Origin of the sequence: Rhizobium mesoamericanum STM3625, assembly GCF_000312665.1 — a bacterium.
Taxonomy (GTDB): Bacteria; Pseudomonadota; Alphaproteobacteria; order Rhizobiales; family Rhizobiaceae; genus Rhizobium; species Rhizobium mesoamericanum.
In genome coordinates, this window is the sequence record NZ_HF536773.1 from 19,120 (window position 1) to 37,575 (window position 18,456).

General features: G+C 58.5%; 15 protein-coding genes. 11 read left to right on the forward strand and 4 right to left on the reverse strand.

Translation table 11 applies throughout. The features are described 5' to 3' along the window. Positions 1-54 precede the first annotated feature (54 nt). The 8 genes from BN77_RS20355 to BN77_RS20395 all read left to right on the forward strand — a co-directional run bounded on the left by BN77_RS20355 (position 55) and on the right by BN77_RS20395 (position 9,224). Positions 55-1,359, forward strand: a complete 1,305-nt coding sequence (locus BN77_RS20355; RefSeq protein ID WP_007535490.1) for an ABC transporter substrate-binding protein — start codon at positions 55-57, stop codon at positions 1,357-1,359. Between the two features lie 6 nt (positions 1,360-1,365). Next, a complete protein-coding gene (locus BN77_RS20360) occupies positions 1,366-2,118 on the forward strand; it encodes an ABC transporter ATP-binding protein (protein ID WP_007535492.1) in 753 nt (250 codons plus the stop codon). Beyond that, complete coding sequence (locus BN77_RS20365; RefSeq protein ID WP_007535494.1) at positions 2,115-2,843, forward strand: ABC transporter ATP-binding protein; 729 nt, start codon at positions 2,115-2,117, stop codon at positions 2,841-2,843. The genes BN77_RS20360 and BN77_RS20365 overlap by 4 nt, the downstream gene beginning before the upstream one ends. After that, positions 2,840-3,754, forward strand: a complete 915-nt coding sequence (locus BN77_RS20370; RefSeq protein ID WP_007535496.1) for a branched-chain amino acid ABC transporter permease — start codon at positions 2,840-2,842, stop codon at positions 3,752-3,754. The genes BN77_RS20365 and BN77_RS20370 overlap by 4 nt, the downstream gene beginning before the upstream one ends. Continuing rightward, positions 3,751-4,788, forward strand: a complete 1,038-nt coding sequence (locus BN77_RS20375) for a branched-chain amino acid ABC transporter permease (protein WP_007535498.1) — start codon at positions 3,751-3,753, stop codon at positions 4,786-4,788. The genes BN77_RS20370 and BN77_RS20375 overlap by 4 nt, the downstream gene beginning before the upstream one ends. A gap of 40 nt (positions 4,789-4,828) precedes the next feature. Then, a complete protein-coding gene (locus BN77_RS20380; RefSeq protein ID WP_007535500.1) occupies positions 4,829-5,614 on the forward strand; it encodes a coniferyl-alcohol dehydrogenase in 786 nt (261 codons plus the stop codon). 23 nt (positions 5,615-5,637) lie between these two features. Beyond that, positions 5,638-7,083, forward strand: a complete 1,446-nt coding sequence (locus BN77_RS20385; protein WP_007535502.1) for an aldehyde dehydrogenase — start codon at positions 5,638-5,640, stop codon at positions 7,081-7,083. A 701-nt stretch (positions 7,084-7,784) separates the two neighbouring features. Then, positions 7,785-9,224, forward strand: coding sequence for a lipopolysaccharide biosynthesis protein (locus BN77_RS20395; RefSeq protein WP_007535507.1), 1,440 nt, complete (start codon positions 7,785-7,787; stop codon positions 9,222-9,224). On the opposite strand, the gene BN77_RS20400 is transcribed toward BN77_RS20395, so the two are convergent. From BN77_RS20400 to BN77_RS20415, 4 genes are all read right to left on the reverse strand, one after another. Next, positions 9,221-10,237: a glycosyltransferase family 2 protein gene (locus BN77_RS20400; protein ID WP_007535509.1), complete on the reverse strand. Its 1,017-nt coding sequence runs from the start codon at positions 10,235-10,237 to the stop codon at positions 9,221-9,223. The two genes, BN77_RS20395 and BN77_RS20400, sit on opposite strands and share 4 nt — an antisense overlap. Before the next feature lie 52 nt (positions 10,238-10,289). After that, the gene (locus BN77_RS20405; RefSeq protein ID WP_007535512.1) at positions 10,290-11,954 is read right to left on the reverse strand and encodes a Wzz/FepE/Etk N-terminal domain-containing protein; all 1,665 of its coding nucleotides are present in this window, start codon (positions 11,952-11,954) and stop codon (positions 10,290-10,292) included. Beyond that, entirely contained in the window at positions 11,947-13,986 is a 2,040-nt protein-coding gene (locus tag BN77_RS20410; RefSeq protein ID WP_007535514.1) for a glycosyltransferase, read from the reverse strand. The genes BN77_RS20405 and BN77_RS20410 overlap by 8 nt, the downstream gene beginning before the upstream one ends. Positions 13,987-14,385: 399 nt before the next feature. Next, positions 14,386-15,102, reverse strand: coding sequence for a sugar transferase (locus BN77_RS20415; RefSeq protein WP_007535517.1), 717 nt, complete (start codon positions 15,100-15,102; stop codon positions 14,386-14,388). 279 nt (positions 15,103-15,381) lie between these two features. Here BN77_RS20415 and BN77_RS20420 point away from each other — a divergent pair, with 279 nt between their 5' ends. The 3 genes from BN77_RS20420 to BN77_RS20430 all read left to right on the forward strand — a co-directional run bounded on the left by BN77_RS20420 (position 15,382) and on the right by BN77_RS20430 (position 18,258). Further along, a complete protein-coding gene (locus BN77_RS20420) occupies positions 15,382-16,464 on the forward strand; it encodes a glycosyltransferase (RefSeq protein ID WP_040678561.1) in 1,083 nt (360 codons plus the stop codon). 44 nt (positions 16,465-16,508) lie between these two features. Then, entirely contained in the window at positions 16,509-17,861 is a 1,353-nt protein-coding gene (locus BN77_RS20425) for a polysaccharide biosynthesis/export family protein (protein WP_007535521.1), read from the forward strand. Between the two features lie 103 nt (positions 17,862-17,964). Then, entirely contained in the window at positions 17,965-18,258 is a 294-nt protein-coding gene (locus BN77_RS20430) for a hypothetical protein (RefSeq protein WP_007535523.1), read from the forward strand. Positions 18,259-18,456: the final 198 nt, after the last annotated feature.

Genomic DNA, 18,456 nt, shown 5'->3' on the forward strand with positions numbered 1-18,456 from the left:
GATGACCAATGGGACACGGGCGGGAGGCCCGTATCGAGAGGGAGGAATGATTTCATGAACGGTAAACTCAACGCGGCATCGCTCACTCGCCGCTCTTTCATCGCATCGACCATGGCTGGCGGCGCGGCGCTGGCGTTTTCCGGCCATACGGCCCTCGCTGAGAGCAGCGATACGCTGAAAGTCGGCTTCATCAGTCCGCGCACCGGCCCTCTTGGCGGTTTCGGCGAGACAGACGCTTATGTGCTCGACCTCGCGCGCAAGGCGCTGGCGAACGGCCTGCAGGCAGGCGGCAAGACCTGGAAGGTGGAGATCCTCGACCAGGATACCCAGTCCGATCCCTCGCGTGCCGGCCAGCTGGCGAAGGACCTGATCAACAACCAGGCGATCGATCTGATGCTTGCCGTCTCGACGCCCGAGACCATCAATCCGGTGGCTGATGCCTGCGAGGCCTCGGGCATTCCGTGTCTTTCGACGGTCATGCCCTGGGAAGCCTGGTATTTCGGCCGCGGCGCCAAGCCCGGGGCGCCTTCGCCCTTCAAGTGGACCTATCATTTCGGCTTCGGTGTCGAAGAATTCCACAAGGCCTATGTTTCGCAGTGGAACCTGATCGAGACCAACAAGAAGGTCGGCGTGATGTACCCGAACGATGCCGACGGCAATGCGATCCGCGCCCATCTGGCGCCGGCGCTCGCCAAGGCGGGCTTCACCATCATCGATCCCGGCGCCTATGAAACCGGCACCACGGATTTTTCGGCGCAGATCGCTCTCTTCCGGCAGGAGGGCGTGGAAATCTTCAACTCTTTCCCGATCCCGCCTGACTTCGCCGCCTTCTGGCGTCAGGCCGCGCAGCAGGGCCTCACCCAACAGATCAAGATCTGCCAGGTCGCCAAGACTGGTCTCTTTCCATCAGACATCGAGGCGCTCGGCGACCTCGGCATGAACATCGGCAGCGCCGCCTACTGGCACAAGGCTTTCCCCTACAAGTCGACGCTGACGGGCGTATCTGGAACCGAGCTCGCCGACGGCTATGAAACAGCAAGTGGCAAGCAGTGGACTCAGCAACTCGGCGCCAGCCTTGCGCTGCTCGACGCCGGCTTCGATGCGCTGAAGGCGAGCGCCGACGTCAAGAGCAAGGAAGCGGTAGCCAAGGCGATTAGCACGCTGAAGACCACCACGATCGCCGGCAAGGTCGACTTCACCAGCGGTCCGGTCGCCAACGTCTCTCCTGGGCCAATCATCGGTACGCAATGGGTGAAAGCGCCGGAGGGCTCGAAGTTCGCGCTCGACTACGTCGTTACCGAAAATGCCACAGACCCTAACGTCCCGGTCGGCGCCAAGCTCATCGCTTACAACGGATAACCCACAGTGCGGCAGGAAGCTCAAAGACGGCCGGGGGGAGCCTTTCTCTCGGCCAGGGGAATAGGCAAGCGATTCGGCGCCCTGGTCGTGCTGGAGAATCTCAATTTCTCCATGGCCGACGGCGAGGCGGTCGGCATTGTCGGGCCGAACGGCGCAGGCAAGACGACGCTGCTCAGCGTGCTCGCCGGCGCCTTCCCTCCAAGTCAGGGCACCATCACCTTCGATGGCGCCGACGTCACCAACTGCACCGCGGCGGAGCGCTGCCGGTCCGGCCTCGTGCGGACGCATCAGATTCCGAAACCCTTCAGCGGCATGACCACCTTCGAAAACGTCTTCGTCGCTGCATCCCACGGCAATGCCGCAGGCGGCAACGAAGCCTACGAGCGCGTGGTGGATTCGCTCTCGCTCTGCGGCATGCTCGGAGTAGCCAACCGCCCGGCCGACACGCTCGGCCTCTTGGATCGTAAACGCCTGGAGCTCGCCCGGGCGCTTGCCACGCAGCCGAGGCTATTGCTGCTCGACGAGATCGGCGGAGGCCTGACCGATGGCGAGGCGAGCGAGCTTGTCGAAACCATCCTGGAATTGCGCCGCCGCGGCATCGGCATCGTCTGGATCGAGCATATCGTTCATATCCTCTTGCAGGTTGCGGAACGGCTGATCTGCATGGATGCCGGCAGGATCATTGCCGATGGAGAGCCCAAAACGGTCATGAGCAATGCGGAGGTGGTCAAGGCCTATCTCGGAGGGACACCCGCATGAGCCTCCTCTCGATCCAGAACCTCGACGTCCGTCACGGCCTGCTCCAGGCGGTGCGCGGGGTCAGTTTCGATATCGCCAGGGGCGAGGTGCTGGCGCTGGTCGGCGCGAACGGCGCGGGCAAGACAACGCTACTCAGATCGATCGCCGGTGCCCATTTTCCATCTTCCGGTCGCGTCCTTCTCGGCGATGAAGACCTGGCTCACGTCCCCTCCCACAAGCGGATCGCCAAGGGCATCGCCCTGGTGCCGGAAGGCAGGCGCCTGTTTTCGCAGATGACGGTCGAAGAGAACCTGCTTCTCGGGAGAAGCTGCGGGCGCAAGGGCGAGTGGAGCATCGATCGCGTCCTCGACGCCTTTCCCAACCTGAAACCCCGCCGTCACGCCAAGACGGGGCACCTGTCGGGCGGGGAACAACAGGCGACCGCGATCGGCCGGGCACTGATGAGCAACCCCGACATTCTTCTGTTGGACGAAGTCTCGCTCGGGCTATCGCCTCTGGTCGTCGATCGCGTCTACGCCCAGTTGCAGGAGTTGCTGACGTCTGGAACAACCATTGTGCTGGTAGAACAGGACCTCGCCCGCGCCATGAGCGTGGCAAGCCGTGTCATTTGCATGCTGGAAGGGCGCGTCGTCCTCGACAGGGCAGCAGCGGCCGTCACCCGAGACGAGGTCACCAAAGCCTATTTCGGTTTGCACCGGGCAGCCGGCGAAAGGAGCGTATCGTGATCAACACGCTGATCCAGGGCATCCTGCTCGGCGGCTATTATGCGGTCATCGCCTGCGGGTTGTCCTTCATGTTCTCCGTTATGCGGATCATCAATCTCGCGCACGGCAGCCTGGCGGTCGCCGCCGCTTACGGGCTGTGGCTGCTCGCCGCCAAAGCCGGCATTCCGCCTTTCGCCGGCCTGCTGATCGTGCTGCCCGTGATGGCGGTGGTCGGTTGGCTGCTGCAGCGCTTCATCTTGGAACGCAGCGCCCGCGGCGGCATGCTGCTGCCGATTCTGACGACTTTCGGCCTGTCGATCGTCATCGACAACCTGTTGTTCGAGCAGTTCGGCGCCGACACCCGCTCCCTCGCACCCTTCATCGGCAATCTCTCCTATGCATCCTGGCAGCTGCCGGGCCACATCTTCGTCGGCAAGCTTGCCGTCATTATGATGGCGACCGCGATCCTGCTTCTTGGTGCGCTGCAATTCTTCCTCGGCCGCTTTGCCCTCGGCCGTGCCATCCGTGCCACGGCGGAAGATCCCGACACGGCAGGGCTGGTCGGCATCGATGCACGCAGGGTGAATGCCGTGGCCACCGCCATCACCATGGTCACGGTCGGGATTGCCGGGGCCTTTCTTGGGATGCGGGCGACCTTCAGCCCCTATGCGGGCGGCCCTCAGCTTCTCTTTGCCTTCGAGGCCGCGGTCATCGGCGGAGCCGGATCCCTCTGGGGCACGCTTGCCGGCGGTATCGTTCTCGGCCTCGCCCAGTCCTTCGGCGCGCAATTGCATCCGCAGGGCTTCCTGATCGGCGGCCATGCAGTGTTCCTGCTGGTTCTCTTCGTCAGGCTGTTCGGGTTCGGCATGCCGGTTCTCGACAAACTTGGCGCATCTCGCAAATTTTGCGCCCGTCTCCGGAGCCCGACATGACACCCAACACGACCCTTGCCTCCAACGGAATATCGATCGAACGCTGGACGAAATCGTCGCGGGTGGCCCTCGCCCTTATTGCGACGATGCTTGTCCTTTTGATGTTCGCGCCCGCAGTGCTCGGCGCCGGTGCGATCGACAGGCTGACGGCCCTGTTCATCTATGTGATCCTTGCCGCCATGTGGAATGCGCTCGCCGGTTTCGGCGGGCTGGTCTCGGTCGGTCAGCAGGTGTTCTTCGGCCTCGGCGCCTATTTCACCATTCGCCTGGCAGATGTGGGACTGGGTCCCTTCGTCTCGGTCTTTGCCGCCGCAATCGTGACGGGGGCGCTGTCGATCCCGCTTTCGCTATTTATGTTGCGGCTGAAGGGCGGCGAGTTCGCCATCGGCATGTGGGTCATCGCCGAACTCGCCCATTTGCTCGTCAACCTAGACCGCCTTATCCAGGGGGAAACGGGAACATCGCTGATCTCGCTCAATGTCTATGACAGCGGAATGCGGCGGGCAACGATATACTGGCTCGCCCTGACCTCCATGACGGCCCTGCTCGGCGCTCTCTTCATGCTGATGCGTAGCCGCGCAGGGGCGGCGATGCAGGCGATCCGCGACAATGAAGAGGCGGCGACGTCAGTCGGCGTGCGCGTGATAGCGACCAAGAGGTTGCTCTTCGTGCTCGCCGCTTTCGGCATCGCCGTCGCCGGCGGCCTATGGCTGGCAACCGCCACGACCTTCCAGCCGAAGACCTATTTCAGCGTCCAGTGGACGGCATACATGATCTTCATGGTGCTGGTCGGCGGCATCGGGAAGTTCGAAGGCGCGATTCTCGGCGCCATCCTGTTCTTCGTGATCGAGACTTTCTTCGGCTCAGCCGGGGTCTGGTACCTGATCGGGCTTGGCGCCACCGCGCTGATTTTCTCGCTCTACCTGCCGCGGGGCCTCTGGGGTGAAATTGAGCGCCGCTATGGCCTTCAGCTTCTGCCCGTCGGCTACCGGCTGACGTTGCCCGGTGTGAATAAGGTCCGATGGGAAGAATGAACAGCCTTGCTTCCTGGTTTCCTAGCAAAAGGTGAAATCCATGCTTTTTGGTAAAACAATCCTTGTCACCGGTGTGGCTTCCGGCATCGGCGCGCGCACGGCGGAACTGGCAGGCCAGATGGGCGCCGAAGTTATCGGCGTCGACGTGCGCGAACCCGCCAAGGGAAGTGCCGTCTTCATCAAAGGCGATCTATCCACTCCATCGGGCGTTGCCGAGATCGTCGCGCAGCTTCCCACGCGCCTTGACGCGCTCGCGAATGTCGCCGGCCTTTCCGGCAGCACCGGCGTCGTTTCGACGCTCGCCGTTAATTTCTACGGCCTGCGAGCCCTGTCGGAAGCCGCCGCACTCCGCCTGCGCGAAGGCGGCGCCATCGTCAACGTCGCCTCGATCGCCGGTTACGGATGGCGCGCCAATCTCGAACGGGCCAAGTCGCTTGCATCAATCGAAGGCTTTCCGGATGTGGCGGATGTTGCCGCCGAACACGATCTCAAGGACGAGCAGGGCTACCCACTCTCCAAGGAGCTGCTGCTGCTGTGGACCATGCGCGCGGCTCACCAGCCATTGTTCAAGAACCGCGGCATCCGCGTCAATGCGGTGAGCCCCGGGCCGGTGGAAACACCGATCCTTAAACAGTTCCGCGCCGTGCTCGGCGATGCCAGGGTCGACAGCGACATCACCCGTGTCGGCCGTGCCGGTACCGCCGCGGATATCGCGCCCGCCGTGCTCTTCCTCTGCTCGGACGGCGCACGCTGGATCAACGGCGCCAATCTCGCCGCCGACGGCGGCCTAGAAGCATCCATCAACGCCGAAGTGCTCGGCTTCTAACTTTTTTTCCCAGGAGACCCACGATGAATATTTCTCTTCTCATCAACGGCGCGGACCGCGCGGCCTCCGGCGGCCTTACCTACGATCGCCTCGATCCCTTCACCGAGAAGCTCGCAAGCCGCGCCGCCGCTGCCAGCCTCGCTGATGTCGCGGCGGCAGGTGAAGCCGCCTCGGCTGCCTTTCGCAGCTGGTCGAAGACCGGCCCCGGCCAGCGCCGCGCGATCCTGATGAAGGCCGCCGATATTATGGATTCGAAAGTCGGCGAGTTTACCCGGCTGATGATCGAGGAAACCGGAGCAACAGCGCCTTGGGCCGGCTTCAATGTGATGCTCGCAGCCAATATCCTGCGCGAGGCCGGCGCCATGACGACACAGATCGCGGGTGAAATCATCCCTTCCGACAAGCCGGGCACGCTCGCCATGGGTGTTCGCCAGCCCGCCGGCGTGTGCCTCGCGATCGCCCCCTGGAATGCGCCTGTCATTCTTGCCACCCGCGCAATCGCCATGCCAATCGCCTGCGGCAATAGCGTGATCCTCAAGGCCTCCGAACAATGCCCGGGCACGCACCGGTTGATCGCCGCTGTTCTCACCGAAGCGGGCCTGCCCGCAGGAGTCATCAATGTTCTCACCAACGCGCCGGAGGATGCAGCTGAGATCGTCGCCGCGCTGATCGCCCACCCGGCCGTCAAGCGCGTGAATTTCACCGGTTCGACCAAGGTCGGCAGGATCATCGCCGAGACCTGCGGCAGACATCTCAAACCTGCCCTTCTCGAACTCGGCGGCAAGGCGCCGCTCGTCATTCTCGACGACGCCGATATCGACGGCGCCGTCAATGCCGCCATTTTCGGCGCCTTCATGCATCAGGGCCAGATCTGCATGTCAACAGAACGGATCATCGTCGACGAGGCGATTGCCGACACGCTCGTCGCCAAACTGGCCGCCCGCGCCGCTGACCTGCCGGCGGGCGATCCCCGCGGCCACGTCGTGCTGGGCTCGCTGATCAGCCTCGACGCGGCGCAGAAAATGGAGGAGTTGATCGCCGATGCGACGGCCAAGGGCGCCAAACTCGTGGCCGGCGGCCACCGCTTCGGCACCGTCGTCGAGGCGACGCTGCTCGATCACGTAACGCCAGAGATGCGCGTCTATTCGGAAGAATCTTTCGGGCCGGTGAAGCCGATCATCCGTGTCTCCGGCGAGGAGGAAGCGATCCGCATCGCCAACGATACCGAATATGGCCTATCGGCGGCCGTCTTCAGCCGTGACGTCAAACGCGCCATGGCGGTTGCGGCGCGCATCGAATCCGGCATCTGCCACATCAACGGGCCGACCTTGCACGACGAGGCGCAAATGCCGTTCGGCGGCGTCAAAGGTAGCGGCTACGGCCGTTTTGGCGGCAAGGCGGCGATTGCCGAATTCACCGACCTGCGCTGGATCACGGTGGAGGATTCCGCCCAGCACTATCCCTTCTGAGGGCCTTGACCGCGCGTAAAGACGCGACGCTCGATGAAATGGTCCAGCCCGTGGAGGGCGTTCGCGAGTTCGCCCTCCATTCTATGCCCATGCGTAGCATCGCGAGGCACTTGGTGATCTCTTGCGGAAGAACGCTGACACTGTCCGCGTTGCGAGGCTTTCGTTCGATCCAGATGGCTTTGTAGCTCACATCGCTACCATCTGGTACGAGGAGAGCCATGTAGCACATTTGATTCTCGCGGCGTTCGGCGAGAGATTGCTGAACTCGCCCCGCTGTTGCCGCCCTCCGATCATCGCCTATATTTCCAACCATACGGCACTTCGTTCCAAAGTGACGCAACAGCGCAGCGATTCCTAGGAGCAACAGGTTCTCTCTTGTTGCCGATCTCGCTCGCAACAAAAGCAACAAACTCGGCAGCAACCATGGTGCTACACCAGGATTACGCGCGAAAGGCTCACAGGCCCTGCAGCCGGCCTGTTGCCAGTCGCTCGCGCAGCTTCAGGGCCGAAACTGCACTCTTTGGAACTCGGCGCTTGGCAGAGGAAAAATGCGCTCTCTCAAGTCCAGCACCGCATCCGGGACTGCGGGATGCTTTTCGAAATCATGAGCAAAAAGGGAGCGATAAGGCAGCTAGTTCAACCCTTCGATGAGGATCCAGCCTTATGTCGTTCAGGCACAAACACTGGGCTGCGTTTTAAGGATGCTAGCCTTTAGAGCGTTAAAGGGAGCCAGTTGGCTAATCTTCTCTCGCCTCGTCAATCGCATCATCGACTTTTTCACTCTCCTCGTGCTTGCACGCCTACTAACGCCTGCGGACTTTGGCATTGCGGCGTTGGCCACATCGCTCGTCGTTGTTGTGGATAGCGTTCTTGAAATTCCGGTTACCCAAGCGCTCGTCAGGTTGAAATCGATCGACAGAAGCCATCTCGATACAGGTTTCACGCTTGGCTTCTTGAGAAGCATTGTAGTCGCGATCGTCATCCTGGCGATTGCTTGGCCTCTTTCCACAGTCAACCAGGACCAGATACTTGTTCCGCTTGTCTCGGTGTTGGCGATAGGACCAATTGCTAAAGGATTTAGCAGCCCGGCCATGGTTCATTTTGCTCGGAACCTGGGGTTTAGGCCGTTTTTCGTAATTGAGGTAACGGGAAAAATCGGCGCCTGCGCCGTGGTCGCAATCATTGTTTTTTCCGGAGGTAGGTATTGGGCAATTGTCGCCAATTTCGCGATGGCGTCCGTCGTCGCCACGTTGCTGTCTTACGTTTTGGCGCCGTATCGCCCTGCCCTCTCACTTTCCCGCCTCGCGGACTTCGCAAGATTTATCGGCTGGTTCAGTGCCGCTCAACTGGTGGCTGCATTCAATTGGCAGTCTGACCGGTTTCTGATCGGCATCTTTTCCGACAAGGCATCACTAGGGCGCTACGCAGTGGCAAGCGACGTGTCTGTAATTCCGACGCAGAGCATCATCGGCCCCGCCATGCAACCGGTCATGGCGGCATTTTCTCAAGTATCTTCGGATCCCGAACGCATTGGGATTGCGTTTCTGAAGGCAGTCCGGTTTGTGATGCTCATTTCCGTTCCGGCTTGTCTTGGAATTTCGTTGACCGCGGATCTCATCACCGATCTTTTGCTTGGCTCGCAGTGGGTGGAAGCAGCGCCAATATTGAGCGTGCTTGCCCTGTCGATCATACCGATCCCCTACTACCAGACTTTGTACTCAGCCAGTCTCGCGCTTGATTGTCCGCACGTCATCTTCAGGCTGAACATTATTGATCTTTGTTTCAGGATCGCTTTTCTCGGGGTTGGCTTCTACCTCTATTCCGTCATGGGCGTCAGCATAGCGAGGGTTGTCCTGTCTTCCATCATGTTTATCTTCTATTTCACGAACACGCGACGCATGCTCGGCATCGATATTCGTGCGCAGTTGAAAAACATATGGAAGATTTTTTTAGCCGGAACGGTCATGACAATCTGGGTGCTGATCCTCCGGAAGGAGATGGAAGACCACATCTGGTACAATGTTTTGGAGCTTGCGCTGATTTCGTCAACGGGTGCAGCCGTCTACGGCGCGGCTCTGCTCGCACTTGGTATGAGACTCGTCGCGGGCGGCGGTCGGTTTGAAGTCGCCGATCGAGGCTAGCGCGGTCCGCTCGCAAATACGGCCTGCAGAAAGCCGCGTAGCGAACGCTCACCCGCATCAAGTCTATAGGCAATGCTTTGGCGTGCCCGTCGGTTCGGAAGGACTGCGGTTAGCAATAGGAAGCACGTAAATTCCACTTTTGCGTTTATGGAGTGGTACCCCGCCCAAAGCCGCCAAATTAGCCGTATTGCATCTGCTGCCGATGCGCGTCGACCCTCGGCAATTGCGAGATAAAATGAGCGCTCGAGATAAAAGTAAGTCTGTTCGGCGGGAACCAGCTTAAGTCCCGCGCCCGACCGAGCCAATATTTTGCTCAGATGAGCCATGCGGTCAATGAACCGGCTGATCTCCCTGCGCAGCAGCACAGCATCCGGGAGCCTGCCAAGGCCCGAGTCGTTGCGATCGTGTATCCGATAACGTCCCAAGGGCTTGGAAAGACTGACGACATCACCCCAAAATGGCGCGGCGACAAGGATTACGCCGTCAACCGTTTGCTCGTAATCAACTTCTTCGAGCAGGCTGCAGAGATCGCGCCTGAAGACATTGCCGGAGGTCGGCGGCGACATGTACACCCCGGTGCGCAACACGCTTTCGGCCAGGTGCCGGTCCCTGAAAGCGCCGAGCTTGGGCACGGGGCCGCTGATGACCTTCCCGCTCTGATCAATTCGTGTCAGCGGAAATTGGAGCTTGGCGACGCCTTCGTCGAGATTCTCGATGATCGTGTCGATGGCCCCAGGTTCTAACTCGTCGTCCGCATCGAGAAACAGAACAAAGGGCGCATTTGTACGGCTCAGTCCATAAAGGCACGCAGACCGGGAGCCGTTATTCTTGGTGCGGTAGCAGCGCACCCCCTCACGTTGAATGACGGCCCACGACGCATCTGTCGATCCATCGTCAACGACAATTAGCTCGCAATCCTCATGCGCCTGCGAAGTTACGCTGCGTATTGCTTGGGCGACATACCGCTCGTAGTTCCAACAGCTTATGATCACTGCGAGCCGTGGTATTTTCATGGTTGTCTTATTGCCCGTTCTTGCATGAATTACGGATTTTGAGGGTTCGTCGTCATCTTCCACCAATGACCGCCATACCAACCAGCTTAGCGCGGGCACGTCTCAGCTGTTGCAGCCCGCTATTGATTTCGCCGATTGAAGTCTTGCCGAGGATTGCTACGAGAACGACCACATCGGCATGCGTCGCAAGTGCTAGTGCATCCTTGGACTGGTCGAGTGCCGGTAAATCCAGCAGCACGTCTCCCTTGAGGCGTACGGCATCCAGAATTCTAGAGACGCGTGGATGACGAAAATCGACAAACAGATTTGCCGTTTCGTTGGCTGAATGGATCGGCAGGACGGCTACCCCATGGCGATTTTCGAACACGAGCTGATCCGGCGACGTGCCTAAGACGGCAGCATCTGTCAAGGAAGGCGCTACAAGGTGGGCCTCTTCCCCTCTTTGATCGGTGGTCTCGGCTGCACGAAAGAGGGTGACGTAGCGGCCACTTCCCCTGATGATTTGGGATAGGTTGCGGCAAAGAGTTGAGATCCCCCTGCCCGCGGTCGACCCAACGACAGCGATAACCAAACCGCGCTCGCTGCGGAGCGCTAAACACGCAATTTCGATGGAAGTCCTCAAATCACGGATAGAGGCGGCGTATGCAGGTTTCTCGTCAAGAACATGTCCGGTGATTGCGTTGTGGTCTCCAGCCGCTGGAATGAGCCCCCAACAAGGAACGTTGGTTTCCCGTACCAATTCGTCAGCGTTGGTTATCTTTCCGTCCCGGGCCAAGCTCAGTGCCACCCAGCTGGATCCAAACAGAAAACCGAGAATGCCTCCAAGCAGGGTGATCAGTAATCCACGCGGACCAGCCGGACTCAAGGGCGGTAGCGCTGCTCCGATGACACGAGCGTCCGCGTCTGGCGTTGGTATTGCCGGCAACGAGCCGTTCTTCATTGCTTCGCCGGCTGCGTTGACTTGCGCCGCGAGCGCATCCAACCGGCCCTGCAATGCCTCGCTTCGGGCTCGTACCGCCTCTGCCTTGAAGGAGACCGCCTGCATGATGTAACCGGAGACAGCCGCATTCGCGACCCGGGCGGGGAGCGTGGGATCAATCGAAGAATATTCGATTTCGATAACGTATGATTGACCGACGCGGCGAACCGACAGGCGCTTGGCGAAGGTGGAGAATGCTTCTAGGCGAGCATCTGCCGCAGGGTTGCGGACTTTGCCGTTTACGCTGCTAGAGTGGGGGGCAGTAGCGCTTGGCAATTGTAACCCCATCCCATACCCACCAAGCGCGCTTCTTGCCCAAGCGAGCAGCCCCTCAATGGCTGAGGGAGGTTGCGGTCCGAGCTCGGGATCGCTTTGAAGATCCAAACTTTCAAACACCGCTGACAGTAAGCGCTCCGAACGTATAATCTGCAACTCACTATCGGCGCGATTGAGGTCAAGCGCTTGAGGGGCGTCGACGTCTTTTCCAGGCACTGCAGCCTTGCGAGGCTCCAGGAGCAATGTTGCCGTTGATGCATAGGTTCGGGGCAAGGAACGCGCATAAAATCCTGCCAGTACAAGCCCGATTACAGTACAAGCAATCAATGCGAACTTGTGCTTCCATATCAGCACCCGCATTTCGCGAAGAAGCGCGATTGGCCCATCGCTTGCACCCTTGTCCGGATCATCTAACCGCCAAAGCCGCGAGGTCCGTTCGATCGTCGGTGATTGATTAGACATGATCTCTCTTATATCTGGGAGCCGCTTGCCGCTCCTCATTCCGAGCAGGGAGGCTAGCAGCGCGTTCGGGCTCCAGCCGTCCACGAAAAACGTCGGCAAGTCCCATAAGGTTACCTCTCGCGCGCCCGCGTCTGTCGATAAACGGTTCGGGCCATGCGGCTCGACCGAAATTGCTTGCCATATTGCGCAGCACCTGACCGGCAACCTTTGGCATCGTCATTGTCCCTTTTCGCAACATGTAAAGCGGATTGACGACCTGCGAATAGCCGAGCCGCTCGCCACTTACGCGACCGCTTTTGACACCCAAATGCACACCGGATGCCTCAGACGACTTGACGAGGCGCCCACCACGCCGAGCAAGGGCGGCGGCAAAGTCTCGATCTTCCAACCAACCATAAAGGACCAAGCGCTCGTCGAAACGAACCTCGCCTATCGCGCAGACGCGGAACGCCATGTTGCATCCGTACGGACTATACGGTTCGCTCCACAAGCGTTCGCTATGGGGCGCAGTGTCAAGCATGTGCAACGCGTCCTCAAACAGAATTCCCGGCCCTTTGATGCCGTCCGCGACAACAGTTCCGGTAAAGCCCACGACCTGACTTTCATCTCGGAAGGTTTCGATGGCCGCTGCGAGCCAGTTCTTGTCCGCCACGAAGTCATCATCGAAAAAGACTACGATTTCAGTATCCGGTGGCAGATGAGCCAGAGCAGTGTTGCGTTGCGCGGCCAAACCCGGCGGGCCAATAAGGACAGTCACGCCGGGATGGGAGACAAGGTCGCCCGCGTCGCCTTTGTCTACACAGGATACGATGATGGCTCCCGGCGCCACAGTTTGGGTCGCCAACAGATGTCGAACGGTGCGGCTGACGATATTAGGACGACCTCGCGTTGCATAGGCGACGCAGACGTGGGGCACAGCCGCAAAATAAGGCTTGTAGATTCGTGGTAAAACAGCAGGGCGATCGAGCAACTCAAGATAGCCCGCAGCAGTATTCGACCACGAGAACATCCTTGCCCGTTCCCGACCCCGTTCCACGAGATCATTCTTCAGTTGTGGTGAACCATTGAGAGCCTGGATATGCCGGATCCAACCTCTGGAATCGAAGGGCGAAGCAAGCAGAGCCGCTTGTCCGCAAACCTCAGGCATACTGGCACAGTCGGCAGCGACAACCGCGCAACCTCGCGCCATGGCTTCGATGATGGGCAGGCCGAAGCCTTCCGTCAATGACGGAAAAGCAAGACAAAGCGCCCTGTCCAGCAGATATGCAAGGTCGTCATCGGAAACATGGTCTAGTCGATAGATATTTCTCTTCCGATCAAGCGTGCCATGGGTAAATATCTCGGCACCACCGCCCGCAAAGACGAGATCGATGCCGAGCTCATCGAGCCGTTCAGCCGCCGAGACAAGCATTGCGAGGTTTTTATGCCTGGCACGAGAGCCGATCGCCAGAACGAATTGCCTGTCGCTGGACTTCAACTGTTCTGCAAAGAGCCGCGCGGCGATTTTTGCCTGATCCGGATTCCAGCTTAGCGCATGTTCATGTCCGTTTGGAAGTACCGCGATGTCTTTGGCACAGATGGGAAGGTGGCGGGCAATCTGGCGCGCTGCGGCATACGAAACCGTCGCGATACGCACGGAATGACGCACGAGTCGGGGCTGGAGAACTTGGTAAGCTAGCCTGAAGAACCGCCCATAACTGTCTGGAGCAGCGAATATGTTTGCGTCATGAATACAAACGATCTGATCGTTCTTAACGGCCGGCGCCGTGTTGCACAGATTGAGCAATCTGCCTTCACACATGGACGGAAGTCTGAGTTGTTCCCATGCGTGTCCTCGCAGCACGCCAGACGTCTTAAGAGCTATATGCTGCAGGTTCGGATCCACCGCCGCGATCGGCGCAGCAATTGACGCGCGCATCTCAGTACCGATCAAGGCTGCATCCAAGGCTTTCACGACGTTCAAAGCGTAGCGTTGTACGCCTGTCGTGCGCTGCCCAAGAAAACGGCCATTGATTGTAAAGACGGCATTCATAGCCCGATCCCGCCGCCGCGGCCTATGTGTGCTACGCCATGATTTCTTCGCGCGAGCACGGGCTCGCATGGATTTGAGTTACAACGAGAACGAAATGCGTGTTGACCATTCGCCGCCGGCCGCCTTTCAAATTCACCCTGTCCAACCGTAATGCCCATCGGCGCCGATCTCAGACTAGGCAGAGGATGGTGAAAGGAATCATGGATACTCACCAATGCTGCGCTCCTCGTGAAGGATTTGCCCGCAAAGCCATAAACACGGCAAACCGCCGCCCCCGCGCCGCTGACTGCTTGGTCGTCGATCGCCAACCAATCCCAGCGTTGCCGAATCTTGGTGCTGCTCAACACGTATGCCTGGCGCCGACCAGTATTTCGGTTTCGCAGCCCGAACCGGTGACACTCAACAACTGCCGCGTAACTGCAGCACCGCGGGGATCGTTTTGAGCATGATGATCAAGTCACCCCAGGTCGTTCGCTCGGTGATGTAGCGCACATCAAGCTCCACACGTGCGCTGTAGCTGGTGTTGCTCCTTCCACTCACTTGCCAGAGGCCGGTCAACCCCGGACGGACCTGGGTGTAATACCCAAAATAGGGACCATAGAGCTCGACTTCGCTCGCAACGATCGGACGGGGACCAACAAGGCTCATTTGGCCGCGTATGACATTGATCAACTGCGGTATCTCGTCGATGCTGCTCCTTCGCAGAAACCGTCCGAGAGGCGTGACGCGGGGGTCATCTCTCAGCTTCCGGGCGGCGTTCCATTCCGCCCTGGCGCGCGGATTTGCCGCAAGATGGCGTAAAAGCACGTCGGCCCCTTCCGGCACCATCGTCCTGAATTTGAGGCACCGAAACCTCGTCCCGCCTTTGCCGATGCGCGTATGAGCAATGACGATCGGCCGCCCCTGAATGAACAGCAAGATCGCCATCACCATCAAGATCATCGGGGAAAGCAATATCAAGCCAACCACTGCCAGGACCACGTCGAGGCCGCATTTCAGCCAATCTGAAGCGAAGCTTGAGATATCCCTGCGTGCCGCCGACCGCCGCGGCGAGATTAAACTGCTATCTGTCCCGTTCAGTTCGTCGAAATCACGTCCAAGATCGATTTCTCTCATCTGCTGAACTCCCGACAAGAAAACGGGTAGGTTAACAAGCAGTAAAGGATTTGACAATGCTCTATTGCGATGCACATAAAAAGAGTGCGTCGCAATATCCTTGAGTATCCGGCGAGATCCCCTAAGATTCTTACCTTCTGTATTACGGTAGGAGGTACATAAATACTTTCGATGATCGTCGCAAAAGCTGTGCGGCCTCACGCGAAACGAGAGTATTTCCTACTTTTGCTGGTGGAGCATCTTATGCGTGTAGCGATCATTCACTATTGGCTGGTGGGCATGAGAGGTGGCGAGAAAGTTCTCGAGGCGCTTTGCCATATCTACCCAGCGGCTGACATATACACGCACGTGTGCGATCCGTCCGCCATTTCCAACTCGATCAAAAGTCATAAGATTTCGACCACGTTCATCGCCCGCCTGCCCTATGCGAAGAAAATGTACAAACGATATCTGCCGCTAATGCCCATGGCGTTGGAGCAAATCGACCTTGGGGGCTACGATCTCGTCATCAGCAGTGAATCCGGCCCTGCAAAAGGCATTATACCCACCTCGCCGGCCGTGCACATATGTTACTGCCACTCTCCGATGCGCTACATCTGGAACATGTACAACAGGTACTATGACAGTTCAGGGCTGCTCACACGGTTGATGATGCCGCCGTTGGCACATTACCTCAGGACGTGGGACGTCGCGACATCTAACCGCGTCGACGATTTTGTTGCAAATTCGGCGACCGTCGCACATCGGATCAAGAGCTATTACAGGCGTGACGCCGAAGTCATTCACCCGCCAGTTGACACGCAGGCATTCCGACCCGTCGCAACCAGTGAGCTCGAAGACTATTATCTACTGGTCGGGGAGCTCGTGAGCTACAAACGACCGGACCTGGCTATTGAAGCCTTCAATCGAATGAAGACGAAGCTGGTCGTCATTGGCAGCGGCGAAATGCTTGGGCGTCTGCGAAAGATCGCGGGGCCGACCGTCACGATATTGGGCACTCAATCCTTTGACGCTCTCAAACACTATTATGCGCGTTGCAAGGCGCTGGTTTTTCCGGGCGAGGAGGATTTCGGAATTGTGCCTGTCGAGGCCATGGCAAGCGGCAGGCCGGTTATCGCTTACGGTCGTGGCGGCGCCACCGAGACCGTCGTCGCGAACCAAACCGGTGTGTTTTTCGAAACACAAGGGGTTGATGCAATTGTTGACGCAGTCGAACGTCTGCAGCGGATTGATTTCAATCCAAGTGACGCCGTTGCCAGAGCCGCGCAGTTCCGAAGAGAAGTCTTCGTCGACAAATTCAGCTCGTTCGTCAGAAAAGCGACCGGCAGCAGCACCGACCTCCTTCGGGCTCGAGCCGGTTAGTGCAGCGCCCTTTCCGCCTTGGATAATGTTGGTTGGAGTAAGACATGCGATCATATCCCCTAAGGCACAGGCAAGATCAAAACTCATCAATTTTTGCCGATTTCTGGCGCAGCCTCAGGAGAATGGTCGTCCCATTCTTTCTTTCAGCGTTGGCTACTTTCGCTGTGCCCGCCACCTCGGTCGCCTCGCCCGACGACTATATTCTCGGCCCACAAGATACACTGAAGATCCGCGTTTACGAATGGCGACCCTCGACAGGGACGGCTTTCGAATGGGTACCGCTGACCGGAGAGTTCGTGATCTCGCCAGCAGGTAACCTGTCACTGCCGATCATCGGGATCGTGCCCGTGGCCGGAAAGACGTTGGAACAGGCTGCTGACTCGATTAGCGAGAAACTGCAGATGCAGATCGGGCTGCAAAAGCGGCCCAACGCGTCGGTGGAGGTATCAGAATACCGGCCATTTTTCGTCGCAGGATTGGTTACCAAGCCAGGCAAATACAACTACAGTCCCGGCCTGACGGTTATCCAGGCATTAAGTATGGCCGGAGGGATAGGCCCAGTTGACCCAAATCTAATTAGCCTCCAGCGCGATGCATTGATCAGCCATGGCGACATGCGAGAACTCGGTGAAGAGCGCCTCGGGCTGCTGGCACGAAAAGCACGCGTTGAAGCTACATTGAAAGGCGCAGAGACAGTCACTTTTCCGCCTGAGGTGATGAGCCGGAAAGACGAAGCCGACGTCATGCGGATGATGGTTGACGAGCAAGCGCTCTTTGAGACGCGAGAGCGCTCCATGAATACGGAACTCGATTCCCTTAGACAGGCCAAGGTTCTGGCTGCAAGCCAGATCGAATCATTACAGGCTAAAGCGGTCTCGCTTTCGAAGCAGATTGAACTCGCCAACAAGGAAGTGAACTCGGTGAACAAATTGATCGCGCAAGGCCTAACCATTTCCTCTCGCGAGTTGAGTGCCAATCAGAATCTCGCAGAACTCGAAGGACGCAATCTCGATGTATCGCTTGCAATCTTGAAGACACAGCAGGATATCGCGAAGGTCGACCAGGACACGGCCGATGTCCATAATCGATATCATGTCAATGCCTTAACTGAGGCTGCCGAGCTTCGGGATCGCCTGGCTGCAAATGGAGAGAAGACAAGGACCGCACAATCCCTCATCAACAATCTCCAGGTGCGTGCCCCCGCGGCAATGGCGACTGCTGATACCACTGGAAACGACGCGTTTTTGACCACGATCGATCGCAATGAGAATGGGATAGTGCGCACGCTCATCGTTGCAGACAATGATCGGATTTTACCCGGCGATGTTTTAAGGGTTGAAAAGCGCGACAGAAAATCAGCTCTGCAGAGCAATGCAACCTTCATGACGCCCGAATGACAAACGCTCAAAAGAATGACCGTGCATACTTGCGAGAAACCAGTATATGGCGATAACATATATTGAGATTGGGTGTAAGGCGGGCTGCGGGAGGAAGAGCTTGATGCCGTGGGCGATCGCCGTTTCGTTTCTGGTCGGCGCCATTTGTGCCGTGCGGCTTCCTGTCTTGCTTTTCACCTTGATCGTGGCGTTGGTCGTTGTTGTTTTCGGCGTGATTGGTCATGGCCTGGGGAACTCACTTGCAACTGTTGCGGTATGGGCAATCATTTATGCAGCAGCACTTGAGGCCGGCTACCTCTTTGTCCATTGGCTTTTCTATCTTTTTTACGTCAAGAGAACCGCCCAAAAAACCAAACAGGCCTCGCCTAAGATCAGATCCAAATACTCTGCAGAGTAGAAACCAGCCCTCGGCCGTGATTGCTTGGCCGTTGCCAAGATGTAATTAACCTGCAGTCCTGCAATTTATTGTTGCCACTTCTCCTCCCCCGCTAACAATGCCCAGCATTCGATCATGCAATTCGGCTGCGCGCGCGTGCGCTGTTGCAAGAGCGCCAGTCTGGACGTTGTCATGTTGATTGGCGGTACTAGCCCAACA